This is a genomic window from Mammaliicoccus sp. Dog046, assembly GCF_034039665.1.
In the GTDB taxonomy this organism is placed as follows: Bacteria; Bacillota; Bacilli; order Staphylococcales; family Staphylococcaceae; genus Mammaliicoccus.
The window spans coordinates 1464291-1485453 of the sequence record NZ_CP120131.1; the positions used below are offsets into that span (position 1 = coordinate 1464291).

Consider the following 21163-nt stretch of genomic DNA (forward strand, 5'->3'; position numbering starts at 1 on the left):
CCACTCTATTTTTTATTGTACAATCGCTAATTGATCTTTTAACTTTTTGTATTTGAAATACATAGCAATTCTCCATGGAACAATCATACTGAATGCAAGCAAGAAGAACATGCCAGCCAGTTGACCTGGATCTATGGAATCACTCAAGAAAAATTTACCAACCGTTCTTATAATCAGTAATGAAATTAATATAAACGGGAACAGTTTTGAGCGCTTCATATAAATTTGATTATCTTTAATTTCAAAATTCGAAGTAAATATCAAGAATAATGAGAAAAACAATCCTACTAACATTGCCTCTACAATTTCTCCACCATCTAATCTGAAATATGGAACTACATACATCAATGCACCTGTTGCCATAAAGAATGGTGGTAACACAATTTTTCTAGTATTCGTTGGATAATTCTGAGCTTTCATCCTTACTACAATTACAGCTAATCCCATCAATGCAGCGATTACTACTGAAAAAAGGACATACATGTTTAAAACCCCTTTAAGTACAAAATCATTTATATTTTATTTATCCTAATGATTGGAAGAAAATCGTTATTTCTGTTAATAAATCGAAAAATAATAAAACTCCCATAATTATCATAATTATACCACCAATCTTCATGATAGCAACATTGTACTTTTTAATGACTTGTAAACGTGTGATGAAGAAAGTCAATACAAAGAACGGTATGCTAAATCCAAGGACGTACATCAACATGTATAACATCGCTTGGGAAGAATGTGTGATAGCTAATGTTCCAATTGCTGCAATAATCGGTCCATTACAAGGTGTCCAACCTGCAGCAAAAGCCATTCCTATTAAGAACGTTCCAATATAACCTGATGGTCTCACTTTAAAATTAATCTTTCGATCTCTCATTAAAAATTGTGGTTGGAATATACCTAATATCATTAACCCAAATATAATTATTATAATTGCACCGATTTGTCGTATAAGCGTTTGGTAACTGATAAATATATTAGAAATATAACCAATACTCATACCAAGTATCATATAAATAAAGCTAAACCCAATCAAAAATATGACTGTATGTATGATTGCATTACGATTAAGACCTTTATTCTTCAAATCATCATAACTCATACCTGTAATATATGAAATAAAGGCAGGATATATCGGTAATACGCAAGGAGATACAAAACTCAATATTCCTGCTCCGAACGCAACAAAAATCGTTAACTCCATTCAATCCCTCCTACTCTTGATTCTATTTTATCAAATAACATCGAAATGAAACTACCTTAATTTGAACAATACGTGAATGATTATATGACAATATATAAAATAAAAAAATAAGGATTGCTACACTTTTCAAAAAAGCGTGACAATCCTTTTAATATCAACGATTAAAGACTATTTGATTTTTTGATCCATATTCTTGTTCATCATTGTCATCATTTGATTAATTTTCTTCTGAGATGGCTTTTGACCCATTTGCATCATCATCATACGTAACATTTCTTCGTTAATTGGAGGATTCTTTTTCAAGTAATCCATCATATATTTACGAGCAAGGAAGAATCCTAGTGCAGCTCCACCTATTAATGCCACGATGATTAATAAAATTGCTAACCACGTTGCCATTATTTCACCCACTTTCTGTATCCTATAAAAGTTTACTAAATTCATTTCATTTTATCAAGATGAAACTTCATCTTTCATAAATAAAGCTGAGGTATTCGTACATACCTCAGCTTTACTTCTTTATATACATTAAATTTAGAAGCTTAATACTTGGTTTAATACATTTTCTTTAGTGAAACCGTATTTTTCAACTACTAAGTCGCCAGGCGCACTTGCACCGAATGTATCTATTGTAATCACTTTACCTTCTAGGCCAACATATTTATGCCAACCAAGTGAAGAAGCCATTTCAATAGCAACACGTTTTGTAATTGATGGTGGTAATACTGATGCTTTATAAGCGTCATCTTGTTGTTCGAAAGCATTCCAGTTAGGTAATGATACTACTTGAACCCCTTTACCTTGTGCTTCTATATCTTTAGCTGCCTCAACTGCTAATGATACTTCAGAACCTGAAGCGATTAATAAGTATTCTGGTTCAACTTTTGAACGGTACACTATATATCCGCCTTTACGAACACCTTCTTCTAATTCTGACTCTTCAACATCTAAAGCAGTTAAGTTTTGTCTAGTTAAAACTAATGCAGTTGGTGTTGATTTAGATTCTAATGCAACTTTCCATGCTACTCTTGTTTCGTTACCATCTGCAGGACGAATCACATTTAAATTAGGAATTGCTCTTAGTCCAGCTAATTGTTCAACTGGTTCATGTGTTGGACCATCTTCACCGACAGCGATAGAATCATGTGTAAATACGAATGTAGCTGGTACACCCATAATTGCAGATAATCTAACTGCTGGTTTTAAATAATCACTAAATACGAAGAATGTTGCACCATAAGGTTTAACACCACCATGTACTGCCATACCATTCACAGCAGCTGCCATTCCAAATTCACGAACGCCATACCATACGTTACGTCCTTCAGGTGTATTTTTATCGAAATCAGCTTCACCTTTAACATTTGATTTGTTTGATGATGCTAAGTCTGCTGATCCACCAAAGAATGCAGGTACTGATTTACTTAATGCTTGAATCACTTCACCTGAGTCAGCACGTGTTGCACTGCTATTACCTGGTTCATATACAGGTAATTCTTTATCATAGTCGACAGGTAATTCATTTGATACTGCTTGTTTGAATGCTTCAGCTAATTCAGGATGTGCTTTAGAATAATCTTCAACTAATTTGTTCCAAGCTTCTTCAGCCTCATTAGCACGTGTAAGCATTGTTTGGCTAAATACATCATAAACTTCTTGTGGTACATTAAAGCGTTTAGATGGATCTAATCCATATGCTTTCAATGATAATTCACGTTCTTCTTCACCAAGTGGCGCACCATGAACACCATTTGTACCTGCTTTATTAGGAGAACCATATCCAATTACCGTTTTAACTTCGATGATTGTTGGTCCTTGTAATGTTTTAGCTTTAGTAATTGCTTTATCTATTGCTTCTAAGTCATTACCATCTTCAACTAAAATGTAGCTCCAACCATATGCTTTGAATCTTGATTTCACATCTTCAGAGAATGATTTATTTAATTCACCATCAAGTGAAATATCATTAGAATCATAAAGTGTAATTAATTTATCTAACTGTAAATGTCCAGCTAATGAAGCAGCTTCATGTGAAATACCTTCCATTAAGTCGCCATCACTTGCTAATACATAAGTATAATGATCAACTACATTATAATTTTCTTTATTAAATTTACCCGCTAAATGCTTTTCAGCCATAGCCATACCTACACTCATTGCAAAACCTTGACCAAGTGGACCAGTTGTAACTTCAACACCTTCAGTATGTTTGAATTCTGGGTGTCCTGGTGTTTTTGAATCCCATTGTCTGAAGTTCTTCACTTCTTCAAGTTCTAAGCTGCCAGATACGTGTAATAAACTGTATAATAATGCTGAACCGTGCCCAGCAGATAATACAAAACGATCTCTGTTAAAGTAGTTGCTTGATTGAGGATTGAAATTTAAATGTTGCGTCCATAATGCATACGCCATTGGTGCAGCGCCCATTGGTAAACCTGGATGGCCTGAGTTTGCTGCTTCGATAGCATCAATACTTAAGGCGCGAATTGAATCTACTGCAAGTTGATCTTTTTCGTTAAACATAAATGTAGTCTCCTTTATTCTTATAATCCTTCTCCATTATACATGAAAATATTCCGAAAATTAATTATTCTTACTTATTTTATATTTACTTTCGAATGTTTCTGTCTTTTTGGATTTCTTTAACTTTATCAGGTGTTACATCATTTCCTTCAGGATCAATCACTTTTGTGTTTTCAATTGTACTTTTAAAGTTTCCTCTAAAAGCTTGTAAATACTCTGCGCGTAATTTAGTTTGTTCTTTAGCTTCAGACTCAGTTAATCCTTCGCTTTTCTTTTTATTTGCTAGCGCATTTATTCTATCAATTTTTGCTTTTTCTAACATACTATCCCCACTTTCTATATAATTAAAAGATACCAAAAAACACGAGTAAATCCAAATGGATTTACTCGTGTTTTCTTTATTATTCAATTGTACCTACTAATGTATTAGAATCCGCAACTTGTTTCGTTTCGTGTTTATCGTGTTGTTGTATTTGATGATCTGTCATTTCGTACGTCTGTTCTGTATTATATATGTCATTTGCCTGAGCCAAATATAAATATCCAATTAAAATTGTCAATAAGAATACTGCCACATAGACTAAAATCGTCTTATTTATTGTAATTGTCATAAATAACTCCTCCTAGAACGTTTGTTTGTATTTTTATAATAACAGAACAACTGTTCGTAGTCAACAAAAATACGAACAAATGTTTGTTCGCCGGAAACGTATGTGCTATAATATAAATAAATAATTAATTGGGAGTGTGCGACTATGAAAGAATTAACTAAACGTCAATCTGAAATATATCAATTCATCAAACATATAGTACAAACGAAAGGTTATCCACCTAGTGTTCGTGAAATTGGTTTAGCAGTTGGTCTTGCATCAAGTTCAACAGTACATGGTCATCTTTCAAGATTAGAAGAAAAAGGATATATTAAACGTGATCCTACAAAGCCACGTGCAATTGAAATTACAGAAACGGTTGGCGAGAATATAAATCAAGAAAATACCATTCATGTTCCCGTAATTGGTAAAGTAACAGCTGGTATTCCGATTACTGCTGTAGAGAACGTCGAAGAGTACTTCCCATTACCTGCACACTTCACATCAACACATAATAGTAACATTTTCATATTAGATGTTGTCGGAGATAGTATGATAGAAGCCGGTATTTTAGATGGAGACAAAGTAATCGTGCGTAGTCAATCCATTGCCGAGAATGGTGATATCATCGTAGCAATGACTGAAGAAGATGAAGCAACTGTTAAACGTTTTTATAAAGAAGAAACAAGATATAGATTACAACCTGAGAATAGTACAATGGAACCAATATATTTAGATAACGTTACTGTACTTGGTAAAGTTGTTGGGCTATTTAGAGAGATGTAAATGAAATTACATTTAACCACCCCGAATTGTTCGGGGTGGTTTTTTATTTTTATTCATAAAAATAAAAAACAGCCAACAATGACATTGTTGGCTGTTTCGTTGAGCGTATTATTCTCAACATCTTTCATATTCCCTTTAATTCTTAATTAGCATTATCTTACGATACATCTTTTTTATTTAATAATTCTTTTATACGTTCTAAAACGTCTGGATTTTTGTGTTTTATTTCTTTATTTTCCATGTAAAACTTCCCCTTTAAATGTTATTCCACCAATCAAAGTACAATTGAAACAACACATGTTAAACATTTAAGGAAATATGAAATAATAATGCTACTTGATTACATAATATCAAAGTTGCTTAAATAAAATTTTATTTTATTTAATTTCTATTGTTGTGTAATGTAGTTCTCAGTCCAATACGGTTGTAAATCTTCTCCGATATCGACGCCTACACCTAATTCTTTATAATCTTTATTTAAAATGTTTTCTCTGTGTCCCATTGAATTCATCAGTCCATGATGTGCATATACACTACTAATTTGACCAAAAGCCAAATTCTCTCCTGCAGCTATATAATTAAATCCATCTTGGTCTAATCTATCAAATGGAGATAAGCCTTGCTTATTCGTATGATCAAAATAATCATTTTCGACCATATCTTGACTATGTTTTCTAGCAGTTTGACTTACACCACCATTATAAGTCAGTGTCGGCAAATCAAAATTAACCCGTTCTGCATTTACAAGATCATAATTTTGCAATTCTAAAGCACGTTCATAGTCTTTAGATGCCGGACGATACTGATTTGTACGTTTGTTCTCAGTATTCGCAGCAATTTGCATAATTCCTTTAATTTGATTATTTTCATATTTATCATAAAAAATGGTTGTATAAATATTATCAAATTTAAACACATCATAGTCTTGATCATTTTGAATAAGTTTTACTTTATCTTTTTGTATTTCACTAACAGGCTTTCCAAGAATGGATCGAACTTTTGTTTTGTCCATTTTACTTGTAATACCTTTTTGTGAAGTGATTAAATCTTGATTTGTATATAGTCCCGATACTCTTCCATGATCATAACTCACCATTACAAATTCGTGGTATTGGTTATGATACGTATGCCATTTTTCATTATATTCATTGACTGTTACGCGTTTTGGCTTACCAAGATGCTTTTCAACATCACTTTTTGTTTGATTGATTTGAATATTATTAATCGCAAATTCTTGGTCATTCGGTGTCTTTAATTCAACATTTTTAACAGTTTGTTCATTTAACAATTCATGTTGAATGTTTATAACTTTCTGTTGTAGTTGTCTAGACAAGTCAGAATCTGGAACAGGTACGATGAGCGTGATCAGTAACAATAATATAAACAGGTAATATACTTTTCTCAAGTCATTCACCTCACAACTTTTTAATCACGGTCACCATTAAATATAGAATTTCTTACAATGACGTAATCTACTTTAGTTATTGAATGTAAATCTGTTCCACCTGCATATGAGATAGAACTTTGTAAATCTTGTTGAATTTCAATTAAAGTATCTTTTAAAGATCCTTTATGTTCAACAAACATTTTTTTACCTTCAACATTTTTACGTTCGCCTTTTTGGAATTCTGACGCGCTTCCGAAATATTCTTTATAAAGTTTACCTTCTAATTCAACTGTTTCACCTGGTGATTCTTCATGTGCAGCAAATAATGAACCTACCATTACCATACTTGCACCAAATCTAATTGATTTTGCAATGTCGCCATTTGTTCTAATACCACCATCAGCAATCATTGGCTTTCTAGCTGCTTTGCTACAAGCATTAATTGCAGCTAATTGCCAACCACCTGTACCAAATCCTGTTTTGATTTTAGTGATACACACTCTACCAGGTCCAATTCCTACTTTAGTAGCATCTGCACCAGCGTTTTCTAATTCACGCACACCTTCAGGCGTACCTACATTACCAGCAATAACAAATGTTTCTGGTATATGTTGTTTAATATGTTTAATCATTCTAATTACTTGTTCAGAATGTCCGTGTGCAATATCAATTGTTACATATTCAGGAATTAAACCTTCATTTGAAAGTTGTTCTATAAAAGTATATTCATTGTCTTTTACACCAACTGATATTGAAGCAAATAAGTTTTGACTTTGCATTTTTTTAATAAATGGTATACGAGCTTCTTCATCAAATCGATGCATAATATAAAAATATTCATTACTAGCAAACCACTCAGTTAATTCTTCATTCATAACTGTTTGCATGTTAGCAGGTACAACAGGTAGTTTAAACGTTTTTGGTCCGAATTTTACAGACGTATCACATTCAGATCTACTTTCAACAATACATTTATTTGGAATTAATTGTACATCTTCATAATCAAAAATTTTCATAACAATGACCTCTTTCACAACTATTAATAATAATCCATTAGTTACTATACAGTGTTAGATGAAAAAAGTAAACGAAATATACCTAAATAATTATTTATTCAAAGCTTGGTCAAGCGATTTTATATTTTCCTTCATTAAAGATTGATAACTAATATTTTTTTCTTTTTCTTCATCTTTTGTTAACACTTCTAAATTATGAAATTTGAGCGGTTTACTTTTCGTATCTTTTTTAATAATATCTGTGATTTTAGAACTTACATTTTGTTCATATAATATATAGGGTTGTTTCGTTTTATTAATCTCTTTAATGATATTTAAAATTTCTTTCTGACTTGGTTCTTCGTTATTCATTCCTGTAACACTCGTTTGTTTAAAATGATATCTTTGTGCCAAATATCCTAACGAATCATGTGAAATAAATACATTATCTCTTTTTGGATGAGCGGTAATTTGTTTAAGATCATGATCTATACCATCAATGTCTTTGATTAGCTTTTTATAATTCTGTTCATACGTTTCTTTATGTTTAGCATCTTTAGATATTAATTTATTTTTAATAGATTTAGCCGCTTCTTTATTCACGATAGGATCTAACCATATATGTGGGTCATGATGACTTTCTGTTTCGGATTCGTGTTCATGTGACTCATCTTCATCGTGATGGTGTTCTAATAATGTTGACTGTTTTAATTTTGACAGTGTTTCTAACTTATGATCATCACTTTTAATAGTAGAACTAATTTTTTTAGCTACTGGATCTAATTCATCCGAAGAATAAATAAACAAATCACTTTTAGCGACGTTCACCATTTCTTTTTGTGTCGGTTCATAATTATGTAAGTCTGTACCACTCGGATAAATCGAATCTACATCGACATATTTTCCACCTATTTGTTCAACAAAGCTTTCATATGGATAATTTGTTGCATATATTTTTAATTTATCATTTTTAGATGATTGGTTACCACAACCTGAAATTACAATCATAGAAGCCATCAATATACCTGTTAATTTAAAAGATTTCTTCATTACTTATCTCCTTTTGTCTTAATTCAATTATATAAATATACGCTTTTATCTTGAAAATCGCAATCACGCTAAACGCTATTTCTTTATTGATTACTTTCAAAATTTATGGTAAATTATAAAACGTAATCATTACTAACTAGAAAGGTTGATCAAAATGCGTGTAAATATTACTTTGGCATGTACAGAATCTGGCGACAGAAACTATATAACAACAAAAAACAAACGCACGAATCCTGAGCGTATTGAAATGAAGAAATATAGCCCTCGTCTAGGTCGCCATACGCTACATCGTGAAACGAAATAATATCTTATTCACTCCATATCATACAGTAAGAGACTAAAACATTCATTTGTTTTAGTCTCTATTTTATATAGGAAAGAACTGTACACACGAATTCATTTTTGATATTTCATCACTTTAAAGCATTTATGCGTTAAAATTTATGTTGCTTATTTCCTTAAATACTAATAAAATGTAATGTATATTTTAATTTCAATCGCATTGTAAAAGAAGAAAGTATGGTGAGTTTTATGGAGGAAATGAAACGTGGATTGAAGACAAGACATATATCAATGATTGCAATTGGCGGATCCATTGGTACTGGTTTGTTTATGGCAAGTGGTGCCGTAATTACACAAGCAGGCCCAGGCGGCGCACTTATTGCCTATTCTATCATTGGTGTTATGCTTTATTTTCTAATGACAGCTATTGGTGAACTTGCAACATTCTATCCTGTTTCTGGGTCGTTTAGCGCATATTCAAGTAGATTTATAGATCGGTCAGCTGGCTTTACGGTTGGTTGGTTATATTGGGTTATATGGGCGCTTGTAACTAGTGTAGATATACTAACCGCAGCGAAGATTATTACTTATTGGGATGTATTCAATGGTGTGAATCCATTTATATGGAGCATTATTTTCCTAGTTATATTATTTTTATTGAATGCATTTACTGTTAAAGCATTTGGAGAAGCAGAATATTGGTTAAGTTTCATTAAAGTTGCAACCATCATCATCTTCTTAATCGTAGGTGTACTTCTAATCATCGGTATACTTGGTGGAAATGAGCCACTAGGACTTAGTAATTATACTTTTAAAGATGCTCCATTTGTAAATGGAATATCAGGTTTCTTAGGTGTATTATTAGTCGCAGGCTTTAGCTTTGGAGGAACAGAAGTCATTGCTGTAACAGCAGGCGAATCTGAAAATCCAAAAGAATCAATGCCTAAAGCAATTAGACAAGTATTTTGGAGAATCTTACTATTTTATATTTTAGCTATTGCTGTTATTGCAGCAATCATTCCATATACAGATCCTTTATTATTGAATAAATCGAATTCAGTTACACAAAGTCCATTTACAATTGTATTTGACCGTGTGGGAATTGCCTTCGCTGCTTCAATTATAAACGCTGTTATATTAACTGCATTAATCTCTGCGGGTAATTCAGGGTTATATGCAACGAGTCGTTTACTTTATTCATTAGCACAACATAAGCAAGCACCGAAATTTATAAATCATTTAAATAAAAATAATATGCCTTTCGTTTCCTTATGTGTAACAATTGCGCTTATCTTTGTTTCTATTGTTTATGCAACAATAAATGAAGATGGTTATTATAGATTATTAAATATGTTAGGTGCACTTATTGCACTCGTATGGCTAATGAGTATCATCAGTCATATTCGTCTAAGAATGGCGATTAAAAAGCAAAACCGTTCAGCATCGGAGACTTTAGAATATAAAGCACCTTTGTATCCACTAGGTCCAATCCTAGTCATAGCCGTTATTGCATTTTTAATCATAGGTCAGTCTTTTGATAGTATTATCACATTAAATTATCCAGTACTCATAGAGTCATTCTTACCTATCATCATAGGTATCGTCGTTTACTTCATTCATAAATTTGTTACGAAAACAAAAGTCATTAAACTTGAAGATATCGACTTATCAAAGCATCAATACAACAATAAATCATAATCTTATATAAAAACACCAACTCTTCATTCATGCACTAACCCCAGGATGTGGGAGTAAAATAAAAACACTTTCGTTGAATTCATATTAAAATGAATTTATACGGAGGTGTTTTTTCTATGAAAAGAGTGGCATATTCAGTTGAAACAAAATATAAAGTAGTAGAAATGAAACTTAAAGGATATAGCGCAAGAGAAATAATGGATGCTTTAAATATTAAAAATGAATCTCAAGTTAAAGTGTGGTGGAAATGGTATAGAAATGGGGAAACACATAGATTCAATCAACAAGTAGGTAAACAATATTCCTATGGAAAAGGAAATGAAGAATTTAGCACTGTTGAAACACTAAAAATTGAATTAAAGCGCAAAGAAGTAGAAAATGAAATTTTAAAAAAGTACAAGGAATTGGAAAGGAAGTGGTCCCAGAAGTAGTTGTTGAATTAGTAAATGAATTGAAATCTAAATATACAGTGAAAGTCATTTTAGAAGCTTTAGATATTCCAAAATCAAATTATTACAGATGGAAAAACAAAGATTTCAGTATATCTGAGGATGAACGAGAAATTATAGAACTATGTAAGAAACATCGTTTTACATATGGTTATAGAAAAATAACTGCCTTGTTAAATAGAAAAAATAATAAAAAAATTAATCACAAGAAAGTACAAAGGATTATGCAAAAACATAAATTAAATTGTAAAGTACGCGTGAAGAAATCGAAAAGACCAGGAAACCCATATTATAAGACACATAATCTATTGAATAGAAATTTCAAGGCAGAGAAACCTTTAGAAGTACTTTTAACAGATATCACTTATTTACCCTTCGGGAATACAATGTTGTATCTTTCATCTATCATGGATGCTTACAATGGTGAAATTGTGGCATATAAAATTGGTAAAAACCAAAATCAAGAATTAGTAAATGAGACATTAAAACAACTTCAATTGGAACCAGGAGCTATATTACATAGTGATCAAGGAAGTGTGTATACTTCTTATGAATACTATGCCCTATGTACAGAAAAAGGCATTACCAGAAGCATGTCCCGTAAGGGAACGCCAGCTGATAATGCCCCAATAGAATGTTTTCATGCCTCTCTAAAGTGTGAAACATTCTACTTAAACAGTGAGCTTAGAAGCTCTAATACTATTGTAATAGATATTGTCGAAAATTACATTGAAAACTATAATAAAGTTAGAATTCAACAAAAACTAGGCTACTTATCCCCTATAGAATATAGGAAATTAGCAGCCTAGAAAATAGTGTTTTTATTGAGCTCCCTTAGTAAGGGTGCAGTGCCTTCAGAATGAGTTGGTGTTTTTATTTTGTTAAAAGAGAAATCAACTTTTTCTTATGAGGATGAATATAGTATAATAAAAGTAAATATTTAATAATTAATAAAGAAGGTGTAACTATGACTGGTCAAACAAATTTATTCGATGATGTTATGGAACAAGATGAACGTTTTGTTATTGTTGTTCAAAGTGTTTATGATGCCCATACGCAACTTGTCAAAAAAACCTTACGAGAATATACAAGTTTAACAAGAGAACAGATGCAATCATTATTTGATCATCTCAAAGACTTATATTTAAGTGAACCTTTTGAAGAAAACCAAGCATTCTTCGATATTACCGTATATACAAACCAAGACTATGCCGCTGACCAAATTTATGCGCATATTAAACGCAAAAAATTCAGCCATGAATGGACACATACAAGTAAATAAAGGAGCATCCAAATGTCTCATATAAGCAAAGTATTTCCTTTAGATCAATTAAAGCAAGTTGAAGTAAAAGTAGAAAAAAATCGATTTGATTTCGAAATTGATGAAATGCTTGCAATTACACAAGAAGAACAATCCGAGTTCCCATTTATCCCTGTTTCCCCTTGTTTAGGCTATTCAAGAGGACTATATCCAGAGCATCCATTGCTCATAGGATTACTTTTAGGGTTTCTTTATCATGAATCTCAAACTGGCGAAACAGATGAACGTATTTATAATATTGCAAAAGCACTTAACAGTAAGAACCGTGGAAAAATGATTCAAGCTTTAAATAAAGTCGAAGCATCTAAATTAGGGCACTATCCGCCTACGCGTTTCATAGGTCTTAGTGAACGTGCTGTCAATTTAGGGCAATCCATCTTTAGCTTATTTGATGACGATGTGATGTTTTTAGCTTCAACTAGAGATAAAGTCATTTCTCATCCACCGCTACTTGATCATGATGATTTAGTAGATTCTCAAGAGCGCTTGTTCTTCTATACAAAAGATAAAGACTTCTTTGATAATGATGAACGAATTGCAATTATTGATAATCATTTATTAAACGGCAGTTCAGTTTTGAATTTAATAAAAAAATACATGATAAATATCCATCAAGAGAAACGTATACTGTATTAACGCCAATTGACTTAAGATCAAAAAGCGCCCAAGATGCATTTGCAGATTTAGAACAATCATTAAATATTAAAATCAATATTATCTCTTTAATGACGTTTGATGTAGAAATACAAGATAAAGAACAATCAACAGCAAATTTAGTTCAGAATGAATTATTAACTAATGAAAATCATGAAACGAAAGTTCAATATCACTCTCTTAGAAATATCATTAATGATCACTTTATTGTAAAAGCACAGAACATGTTACGAGATGGTACAATTCATGATAATCCTTACTTTATCTCGACAGGTAGATTTACTTTAAACGGTAAAGAACAACAAATATCTGAGTCATTGTTCCAACGAATGGGTGAATTACTCAATGATTTATTAGACGATAAGCCTAAGCTAGTTATTGGCGTGGGTGAATTCCTATATGTTCCATTACAAATTGCACGTTACTTACCAGGAAAAGAAATCAATGTCCAAGGTACAACACGCTTTAATTTCGAAGCAAGTACGCTTAAACATTCGAATAAAAAAATCAGTTTCATGTCACCATTGGAAAGAACAATTACGCATTATTTATATAATTTAGAAATTGATCAATACGATGAAATCATTGTATTTGTTGAAAGATTAAGACATAAAACAGAAATCGATGATTTAGTACAACAATTAAAAATACTTGGTGCTAAATCGATATTAGTAATTGAAATGACCTCTATTGCTTTCAACGAAGATAGACATCATTAAGAAACAAGTATAAGAACATAAAAAAACAACTCATTTCTAACTGAATCAATCAGTGAAATGAGTTGTTTTTATTGTATGTACAAAATTATTTTTCTTTAATCAATAATTTCTCTAAAGCTGTTACAATGCCATCATGATTATGATCGTCTGTTACAACATCTGCGATATTTTTAATCGTATCATTCGCATTACCCATCGCTACCCCAATACCAGCATTCTCTAACATATCATAGTCATTTAAGCTATCACCGAATGCAATAACCTCAGAAAAGTCTGAACCTAATGTATCCAATAATTTTTTTAATGTTTTTCCTTTTGATACTTTTTGATCCATAAATTCTAGAAAATAAGGTTTACTAATTGTTGAACTAATTTGTTCATTAAATTTACCATCTAGTTCTTGATTTATTTTAGCGATATTCTCTTCATAATCTACACCCATCATTTTTGGTACATCTTCTTTGATGACTGTTTTTAAATCTTCAAATCGTTCCATAGGCAAACCCGTTAACTCACTTTCAATATTCATATATTCATGTGAGCGATCATGAACAATTTTGTCATCTAAATAAGTTAAATAGAAGAAGTTTTGTTCACGACAGAAATCAATAATTTCTAATGCATCTTCTTTACTTATCGTTTGTTTAAACACAACTTCATTGTTTGTTGCATCGATAACAAATGCACCATTATAACTTACTACATAGCCACCATAATTTTTCAAATCTAATAAATCTGCATGTTTCATCATACCTGCTGTAGGTCTTCCAGATGCTAAGATTACTTTAAATCCTTCTTTTTGTTTTTCTTTTAGATAAGAAAGTGTGACTTCACTTATTTCGTTATCAGATGTTAACAATGTATCATCCATATCCATTACAATATATTTATATGACATATTTATCTCCTTAACATTAATAAAGAGTGAATCAGTTGTCTATGTAGTTAAAAAAAGACCTCTGATTCACCCTCATTAAAATATTATAAATTAATAATTTTTTGACTTACACCATAACGATTAATCGTTACAAGTTCTGATTCACATTGAGGGAATTTTTCTTGCAATTCCCTTACTAGTTTACCACTTAACTCTTTTTTAATCAAAGTGAGTACAGTTGGTCCAGCCCCACTAATGACAGTCGCATATGCACCATAATTTAAGGACAATTTCTTAATTTCATGAAAATCAGGAATTAAGTGTTGTCTATATGGCTCATGAAAACCATCTTTCATCATCATTTTACCAGCCAGTTCATAATTGTGTTGTATCAATGCACTGATCATCGTGTTACTTATAGCACTGTACTTAACAGCCTCTTTAAGTGACAACGATGCTGGTAATACTTCTCGCGCTTTTTTAGTCGATAATTCATATTCCGGTATAGTTGCAATCACATCTACTTTTGGTATATCGATATAAGAAACATCTGTTTGTTTCACTTCTGGATCATAGACACCTAATACCAACCCGCCATATATTGTTGGTGCAACATTATCTGGATGACCTTCAATTTCAGTCGCCAATTGCAACAATTCATATTTAGATAACTTTAAATTTGCAAAATAATTAGCTAAAAATAAACCCGTCACAAGCGCAGATGCAGAACTTCCTAAACCTCTTGCTAAAGGAATATCGCTGTACATTTTTAATGAAAGTGCAGGCATCTCTTTATCAAATTTTTGCGTGGCTGTTTGAGCAATTTTAGTTATATAATGACTCTCATCATTTGGTAGACCTACTAAATGTGGACCAATATGTTCAAAATGCCATTGACCATCTTCTGAAAGTATTGCCTCTACCTCTAAATATTTATCTAGAGCCATACCTATAGAATCAAAACCCACACCTAAATTAGCTGTTGAAGCAGGTACTTTAAGCTTTAATTTCTTCATTTTAAAGCACGCTCAATATAATCAACAATTGCTTGTTCATCATTTTCTAATGGCGTAATTGGTGCGTCTAATAAACTGATTGCTGTGTCTGGGTCTTTTAATCCATTACCTGTTAAAATAGCAACAACTGTTTGATTCGGCTCTAACTTGCCCACTTCATGAAGTTTAATTAAACCGGCAATTGATGCGTTACTTGCTGGTTCACTAAATACGCCTTCTTTGCTTGTCATTAATTTATAGGCTTTTAAAATTTCTTCATCTGTCACGCTATCAATAAGACCATTTGATTCGTCTCTCGCTTCTTCAGCTAATTTCCAACTTGCAGGGTTACCTATTCTAATCGCTGTAGCGACCGTTTCAGGTTGCGGAATCACTTTACCTTGTACAATTGGAGAAGCGCCTTCAGCTTGGAATCCACACATAACAGGTAGTCCTGATTGATTTAATTGATTATATTCTTTAAAACCTTTCCAATATGCAGTGATATTTCCTGCATTACCAACTGGAATAGCGAATAAATCAGGTGCTTGTCCGTCTAATTGTTCAACAATTTCAAAGGCACCTGTTTTTTGGCCTTCAATTCTATATGGATTCACTGAGTTTACAAGTGCGATTTCACCCTTTTCAGCTACTTTCTTAACAATATTTAACGCTTCATCAAAGTTACCTTTAATCGAAACGATTTCGGCACCATACATCACTGCTTGTGCTAGTTTACCTAAAGCAATTTTCCCTTCAGGTATTACTACAATTGCTTTCATACCTGCACGAGCTGCATATGCCGCAGCTGATGCTGATGTATTACCTGTAGAAGCACAAATAACTATTTTTTTACCTTCTTCTTTCGCTTTAGCCACTGCCATGACCATACCTCTGTCTTTGAATGATCCAGTAGGATTTAGTCCTTCGAATTTAGCAAATAAATTAATATTTAACTGTTCGGATAAGTAAGGTAAATGTATTAAAGGTGTATTACCTTCATTTAAAGTTAATGCTGGTGTATTCTCATTAACTGGTAAATATGTTTTATAGTTGTGGATTAGTCCTTGCCATCTTCCCATTTTACTTGTCTCCTTCGATTGGATAATATTTGATGATATTTACGCCATTTTCTTTTAATTGCGCTATAGGTAATTCATCAATACCTCTAATAACAACGCCATAAGTATTTTCAGTTCTTTGTTCAACTTTAACGCTTCTATGGAATTCGATCGTTGATTTTATTTCTTCTTTAATTTCGTCTGCTTCATTGTTACTTTCTACAATAACAAAATGACTATTTTTCAATGGGAATTTAACGACATCTTCTTCGACAATTTCTTTTGTACGATCTGTCTTCAATTCAAAGTGTGGTGGTAATGTATGCAAATCAGATTCAAATTGTAATGCTACGTTTAATAAATCTGATGCAACTGCACTACCTGTAGCTAAACTACCTGCACCTTTACCATAGAACATTGTGTCACCCACTGCATCACCGATAACATAAATCGCATTATATTCATCTTCGACATGAGCCATTTGATGACTGTCTGGAAGTAATGTTGGTTTAACACTTGCTACGACTTTACCATTTTCATACTTACCTTGACCAATTAATTTGATCTTGTAACCTAGCTTTTCAGCAACAGTAATATCTTCAATAGATACGTCAGATATACCAACACGTTCAACATCATCTAATGAAATCACTCTGTTAAATGATAAATAACTTGTAATCACTACTTTACGTGCCGCATCCACACCTTCAACATCATCTGTAGGATCAGCTTCAGCATAACCTAAGTCAGTTGCTAATTGTAACGCTTCATCATAAGTCTTACCTTCTCTAGTCATTTGACTTAAAATGAAGTTCGATGTGCCGTTAAATATACCCATGAATTGATTAATGTTATTCGCATTCAATCCATTGTTTATTGCGTTCACAATAGGAATACCGCCTGCAACACTAGCTTCATATTTTAAAGCTACTTTATTCTTTTCAGCTAAATCTTCTAATACTCTCAAATGAACTGCTAATAAATCTTTATTTGCAGTAATTACATGAATCCCTTTAGAAAGAAATCCTTTTAACCATTCTACTGTTGGTTCAATACCACCCATGACTTCAATTACGATATCTAAGTCATCATCGTTTAAAATATCGTCAATATTTTCAGTTAAATGATAGCTTGAAGTATTAATTGCTCGTTTCTTGTTAACAGAACTAACAAGTATATGTTTAATATGTATAGATTTACCAATCGTGTCTTCTATTTGTTTCTTATTCTCTTCAATAATCTTCACGACACCTGTTCCTACTGTGCCCAATCCTAATACTGCTACATTTAATACTTTCATTTTCTCACTCACCTTAAATATAATGTTCTTGTTAAAAATACAAATGTCTACTTGAAATAGACGAAACTTTATTATAGTATAAATTCATTAAAGTTTTTTGTAAAGTTTGAATAATTAGAATTAATAGTAATATTATCACTATTTCGCGCTTTGTAAAGAGTTACAATTACATTACCCCCAGTAAAAGGACTGATAAAATGAAAGTTTCAAAATTTGGCGGAAGTTCCGTCGCTAACAGTGAACAAATTAAAAAGGTATTAAACATTATTAATAGTGACGATGAAAGAAAAATTGTAGTTGTCTCTGCCCCTGGTAAACGATTTAAAGAAGATACTAAGACAACTGATCTACTGATCCGTTTATACGACAAAGTTATAAACAAACTTGATTATGCACATAAACTTCAACAAATTATTGAACGTTATGAAGAAATTGTTCATGCATTAGAAATGGATGATAAGATATTAGACAATTTAAGAAATGATATCCTTCGCCTTATTGACGTTTATCAAAACAAACCCGAACGTTTATTGGATGCATTAAAGAGTTGTGGTGAAGATTTTAATGCGCAAATTATTGCACAATATAATACGCAATTAGGTTATCCAACACGTTATTTATCCCCTAAAGAAGCCGGTATCCTCGTAACTGATGAACCTGGAAATGCAATGATTCTCGAGTCTTCTTACGAACAGATTTATAAATTACGTGATTATGAAGAAACACTTATTGTTCCAGGATTTTTCGGATATTCTGAGAACGATGATATTGTCACTTTCCCTCGTGGTGGTTCGGATATCACTGGAGCCATTCTAGCTAGAGGAATAAAAGCAAGCTTATATGAGAACTTCACAGATGTGTCTGGCATATTCCGTGCAAATCCAACGGTCGTTTCCCATCCAGAAGTCATTCCGGAAGTAACTTATCGAGAAATGCGTGAATTATCGTATGCAGGATTCGGTGTCTTTCATGATGAAGCATTAGAACCACTTTATAAAGATCGCATTCCTGTTGTGATTAAGAATACAAATGCGCCGGACGATAAAGGTACATTTATTCTCAGTGAAAGAGATACATCTAACTTATCTCACATTATTTCTGGTGTAAGTTGTGATAAAGGATTTACAACAATCAATATTAAAAAATACTTAATGAATAGAGAAGTTGGATTCACAAGAAAAGTGTTAAGTATTCTAGAAGAAGAAAATATTTCAATTGAACATATCCCTTCAGGAATTGATAATTTAAGTATTATCATTCGTTCTAACCAAATTGAAGGAAAAGAGAAACGTGTATTAAATAAAATTAGAGAACAAATTAAAGTTGATGAACTTACAATCGAATATGATTTAGCAATATTAATGATTGTTGGTGAAGGTATGAATAAAGCAATTGGAACAGCCTCTGGAGCAACATCTGCATTAAGTAGAAATAACATCAACTTAAACATGATTAACCAAGGATCATCAGAAATTTCAATGATGTTCGGCATTAATGAACAGTACTCTGATATTGCAGTACAAGCAATTTATAATGAGTATTTTGCTAAAGAAACTGCACAACTTTAATTAAAATAAAAACCACTAGAAACGGTTCATGTTTAATCATTTCTAGTGGTTTTATTATTTTGCTTTGTTATACAGAACTCAGTTAAGTATCTGACAATATTACTTGGTTCAACTTCTCTTTACCGATTACTTTTCTTAACATAAAGAATTGATAATAACTTAAGTGTTGAACTAAGCGTTGGTATCGGTATATGTCGTCTTGACGTAATTCGTGATAAAGGTTGTACATCATTTGTATTTCTGGTCTTAAATATTCCACATCATAATTTAAACAATGGAAATAAATTTTATAGTCTTCTATTTCTATGTTTTGATCATGTCTAAATTGCCATTTTTCATCTTTCGTTTCATAAATATAAACTTTTATAATTTTACTGTTATTTGTTTTATCAAGTACGTAATATTTATTGTATTGTTTAATATCATCTACATTTATCTCTTCAAAAGTATTTAATGGCGTTTGTATAAACAAACCATAATTTTTAGAAATAAAATAATCACCTAACATTTCAGCCTCATCTCTACTTACTGTTAGGCCCATTAATTCTCTCGTATGCGTATAATCATCAAGAAACAAATCAATCGCACAAGTACCACAAACAATATATTGTAAAGGATAGTCAGACATCAAGTGTTTTAAATCTTCTAAAGGTAAATATTGTTCGCTTACTTCCAAATTCAGTACCTCCCAAGAAAACGTTTTCATATATTAATTCTAACAGTTTTACGTACTTAATCCAACATAAATTATGAAGTTATTTCAATAATCTTTATTATCTAATTATTTAATTCTTTTTGATCGCATCTTTTAATAACTGTATGACCGATTGCGTACCTTCGTTTTCATATCCTGCTTCACTTAAAGCATCATATACTGATTTCGCTTTTAGCAATCCTGGCATATAAAGACCCATGCGTTCGCTTTCCTCAATTGCGATTTTCATGTCTTTTATAAAATGTTTGACGTAAAATCCTGGTGCGTAATTACCTTCTACCATCTTCGGTCCTAAATTAGAAAGTGACCAACTTCCAGCTGCGCCATGTTCAATTGAATCAAATACATGATCAATGTTTAATCCAGCTTCTTCTGCATAAATAATAGCTTCAGCAACACCAAGCATACCTGCTGCAATAGCAATTTGATTAGATAATTTAGTATGCTGTCCATTTCCACTCTGACCTTGATATACGACATTTTTACCAATTACTTTAAATATATCTTCGATTTGGTTATAAATATCTTTATCTCCACCCACCATAATTGTAAGTGTGGCATTTTTAGCACCGATATCCCCACCTGAAACAGGAGCATCTAGACTATGAATCCCCTTAGCAAGCCCTTCTTCATAAATCTTCTTTGCTAATTCTGGACTTGAGGTTGTCATATCTATTACAATACTTCCACTTTGAGCATGATTTAAAATTCCTTGTTCATCTAAGTAAATAGACTCAACATCACTTGGATATCCAACAATTGAAATAATTACATCACTCTTATGTGATAATAAAGCCACCGATTCACACCAAGTTGCACCTTGATTCACAAGTTCATCCGCTTTAGATTTAGTTCTATTGTATACATTTACTTCATAACCAGCATTCAATAAATGCCCAGCCATTGATTTACCCATGACACCAGTTCCTACAAACCCAATCGTTTTCTTCACCATCTAAATCCCTCCATTATTCATCTCATTATCCCCA

23 protein-coding genes are annotated in these 21163 nt (G+C 32.1%); 8 read left to right on the top strand and 15 right to left on the bottom strand.

Annotation, left to right across the window (positions count from 1 at the left end):
- Positions 1-12: 12 nt before the first annotated feature.
- From P3U32_RS07360 to sosA, 6 genes are all read right to left on the bottom strand, one after another.
- Positions 13-483, bottom strand: a complete 471-nt coding sequence (locus P3U32_RS07360) for a CcdC family protein (RefSeq protein ID WP_323702467.1) — start codon at positions 481-483, stop codon at positions 13-15.
- 40 nt (positions 484-523) lie between these two features.
- On the bottom strand, positions 524-1204 hold the full coding sequence (locus tag P3U32_RS07365) for a cytochrome c biogenesis CcdA family protein (protein ID WP_323702469.1): 681 nt from the start codon (positions 1202-1204) through the stop codon (positions 524-526).
- A gap of 168 nt (positions 1205-1372) precedes the next feature.
- Entirely contained in the window at positions 1373-1603 is a 231-nt protein-coding gene (locus tag P3U32_RS07370) for a YneF family protein (protein WP_323702470.1), read from the bottom strand.
- Between the two features lie 135 nt (positions 1604-1738).
- On the bottom strand, positions 1739-3727 hold the full coding sequence (gene tkt / locus P3U32_RS07375; protein ID WP_323702471.1) for a transketolase: 1989 nt from the start codon (positions 3725-3727) through the stop codon (positions 1739-1741).
- Positions 3728-3812: 85 nt separating this feature from the next.
- On the bottom strand, positions 3813-4049 hold the full coding sequence (locus P3U32_RS07380; protein WP_323702472.1) for a DUF896 domain-containing protein: 237 nt from the start codon (positions 4047-4049) through the stop codon (positions 3813-3815).
- A 79-nt stretch (positions 4050-4128) separates the two neighbouring features.
- The gene (sosA, locus tag P3U32_RS07385; RefSeq protein WP_323702473.1) at positions 4129-4338 is read right to left on the bottom strand and encodes a DNA damage-induced cell division inhibitor SosA; all 210 of its coding nucleotides are present in this window, start codon (positions 4336-4338) and stop codon (positions 4129-4131) included.
- Between the two features lie 144 nt (positions 4339-4482).
- Between sosA and lexA the strand changes: the two genes are divergently transcribed.
- The gene (gene lexA, locus P3U32_RS07390) at positions 4483-5103 is read left to right on the top strand and encodes a transcriptional repressor LexA (RefSeq protein ID WP_323702474.1); all 621 of its coding nucleotides are present in this window, start codon (positions 4483-4485) and stop codon (positions 5101-5103) included.
- A 388-nt stretch (positions 5104-5491) separates the two neighbouring features.
- Here the strand turns inward: lexA and P3U32_RS07395 are convergent, their stop codons facing one another.
- The 3 genes from P3U32_RS07395 to P3U32_RS07405 all read right to left on the bottom strand — a co-directional run bounded on the left by P3U32_RS07395 (position 5492) and on the right by P3U32_RS07405 (position 8535).
- A complete protein-coding gene (locus P3U32_RS07395) occupies positions 5492-6508 on the bottom strand; it encodes a CAP domain-containing protein (RefSeq protein WP_416361219.1) in 1017 nt (338 codons plus the stop codon).
- Between the two features lie 20 nt (positions 6509-6528).
- On the bottom strand, positions 6529-7506 hold the full coding sequence (gene guaC / locus P3U32_RS07400; protein WP_323702476.1) for a GMP reductase: 978 nt from the start codon (positions 7504-7506) through the stop codon (positions 6529-6531).
- Between the two features lie 90 nt (positions 7507-7596).
- On the bottom strand, positions 7597-8535 hold the full coding sequence (locus P3U32_RS07405) for a metal ABC transporter solute-binding protein, Zn/Mn family (protein WP_323702477.1): 939 nt from the start codon (positions 8533-8535) through the stop codon (positions 7597-7599).
- Between the two features lie 154 nt (positions 8536-8689).
- Here P3U32_RS07405 and rpmG point away from each other — a divergent pair, with 154 nt between their 5' ends.
- The 6 genes from rpmG (at position 8690) to P3U32_RS07435 (ending at position 13658) form a co-directional block, all read left to right on the top strand.
- Positions 8690-8839 carry a 50S ribosomal protein L33 gene (rpmG, locus tag P3U32_RS07410; RefSeq protein WP_323702478.1) on the top strand — a complete coding sequence of 50 codons (150 nt, stop codon included), beginning with the start codon at positions 8690-8692 and terminating at the stop codon, positions 8837-8839.
- A gap of 227 nt (positions 8840-9066) precedes the next feature.
- The gene (locus P3U32_RS07415; protein ID WP_323702479.1) at positions 9067-10515 is read left to right on the top strand and encodes an amino acid permease; all 1449 of its coding nucleotides are present in this window, start codon (positions 9067-9069) and stop codon (positions 10513-10515) included.
- A gap of 116 nt (positions 10516-10631) precedes the next feature.
- Positions 10632-11773, top strand: a protein-coding gene (locus P3U32_RS07420; protein ID WP_323702460.1) for an IS3 family transposase whose coding sequence is annotated in 2 segments (ribosomal slippage) — positions 10632-10902 and positions 10902-11773 — 1143 coding nt in all. Because the reading frame shifts where the segments join, the coding sequence is not laid out codon by codon here.
- Between the two features lie 158 nt (positions 11774-11931).
- Positions 11932-12246 (top strand): hypothetical protein, encoded by a 315-nt coding sequence (locus tag P3U32_RS07425; protein WP_323702480.1) that lies wholly within the window; start codon positions 11932-11934, stop codon positions 12244-12246.
- A 12-nt stretch (positions 12247-12258) separates the two neighbouring features.
- Entirely contained in the window at positions 12259-12921 is a 663-nt protein-coding gene (locus tag P3U32_RS07430; RefSeq protein WP_323702481.1) for a phosphoribosyltransferase domain-containing protein, read from the top strand.
- Positions 12922-13010: 89 nt separating this feature from the next.
- Positions 13011-13658 carry a TRSP domain-containing protein gene (locus P3U32_RS07435; protein WP_323702482.1) on the top strand — a complete coding sequence of 216 codons (648 nt, stop codon included), beginning with the start codon at positions 13011-13013 and terminating at the stop codon, positions 13656-13658.
- A gap of 85 nt (positions 13659-13743) precedes the next feature.
- Here P3U32_RS07435 and P3U32_RS07440 read toward each other — a convergent pair whose 3' ends face one another.
- From P3U32_RS07440 to P3U32_RS07455, 4 genes are all read right to left on the bottom strand, one after another.
- Complete coding sequence (locus P3U32_RS07440) at positions 13744-14556, bottom strand: Cof-type HAD-IIB family hydrolase (RefSeq protein ID WP_323702483.1); 813 nt, start codon at positions 14554-14556, stop codon at positions 13744-13746.
- 83 nt (positions 14557-14639) lie between these two features.
- Entirely contained in the window at positions 14640-15551 is a 912-nt protein-coding gene (thrB, locus tag P3U32_RS07445; protein WP_323702484.1) for a homoserine kinase, read from the bottom strand.
- On the bottom strand, positions 15548-16612 hold the full coding sequence (thrC, locus tag P3U32_RS07450; protein ID WP_323702485.1) for a threonine synthase: 1065 nt from the start codon (positions 16610-16612) through the stop codon (positions 15548-15550). Before thrC ends, thrB begins: the two co-directional genes overlap by 4 nt.
- A 1-nt stretch (position 16613) precedes the next feature.
- Entirely contained in the window at positions 16614-17891 is a 1278-nt protein-coding gene (locus P3U32_RS07455) for a homoserine dehydrogenase (protein WP_323702486.1), read from the bottom strand.
- A 197-nt stretch (positions 17892-18088) separates the two neighbouring features.
- On the opposite strand from P3U32_RS07455, the gene P3U32_RS07460 reads away from it, so the two are divergent.
- Positions 18089-19459: an aspartate kinase gene (locus P3U32_RS07460; protein ID WP_323702487.1), complete on the top strand. Its 1371-nt coding sequence runs from the start codon at positions 18089-18091 to the stop codon at positions 19457-19459.
- An 82-nt stretch (positions 19460-19541) separates the two neighbouring features.
- On the opposite strand, the gene P3U32_RS07465 is transcribed toward P3U32_RS07460, so the two are convergent.
- Together P3U32_RS07465 and P3U32_RS07470 are read right to left on the bottom strand one after the other, a co-directional pair.
- Positions 19542-20135, bottom strand: coding sequence for a hypothetical protein (locus P3U32_RS07465; protein ID WP_323702488.1), 594 nt, complete (start codon positions 20133-20135; stop codon positions 19542-19544).
- 109 nt (positions 20136-20244) lie between these two features.
- A complete protein-coding gene (locus tag P3U32_RS07470; RefSeq protein WP_323704854.1) occupies positions 20245-21126 on the bottom strand; it encodes an NAD(P)-dependent oxidoreductase in 882 nt (293 codons plus the stop codon).
- Between the last annotated feature and the right edge of the window lie 37 nt (positions 21127-21163).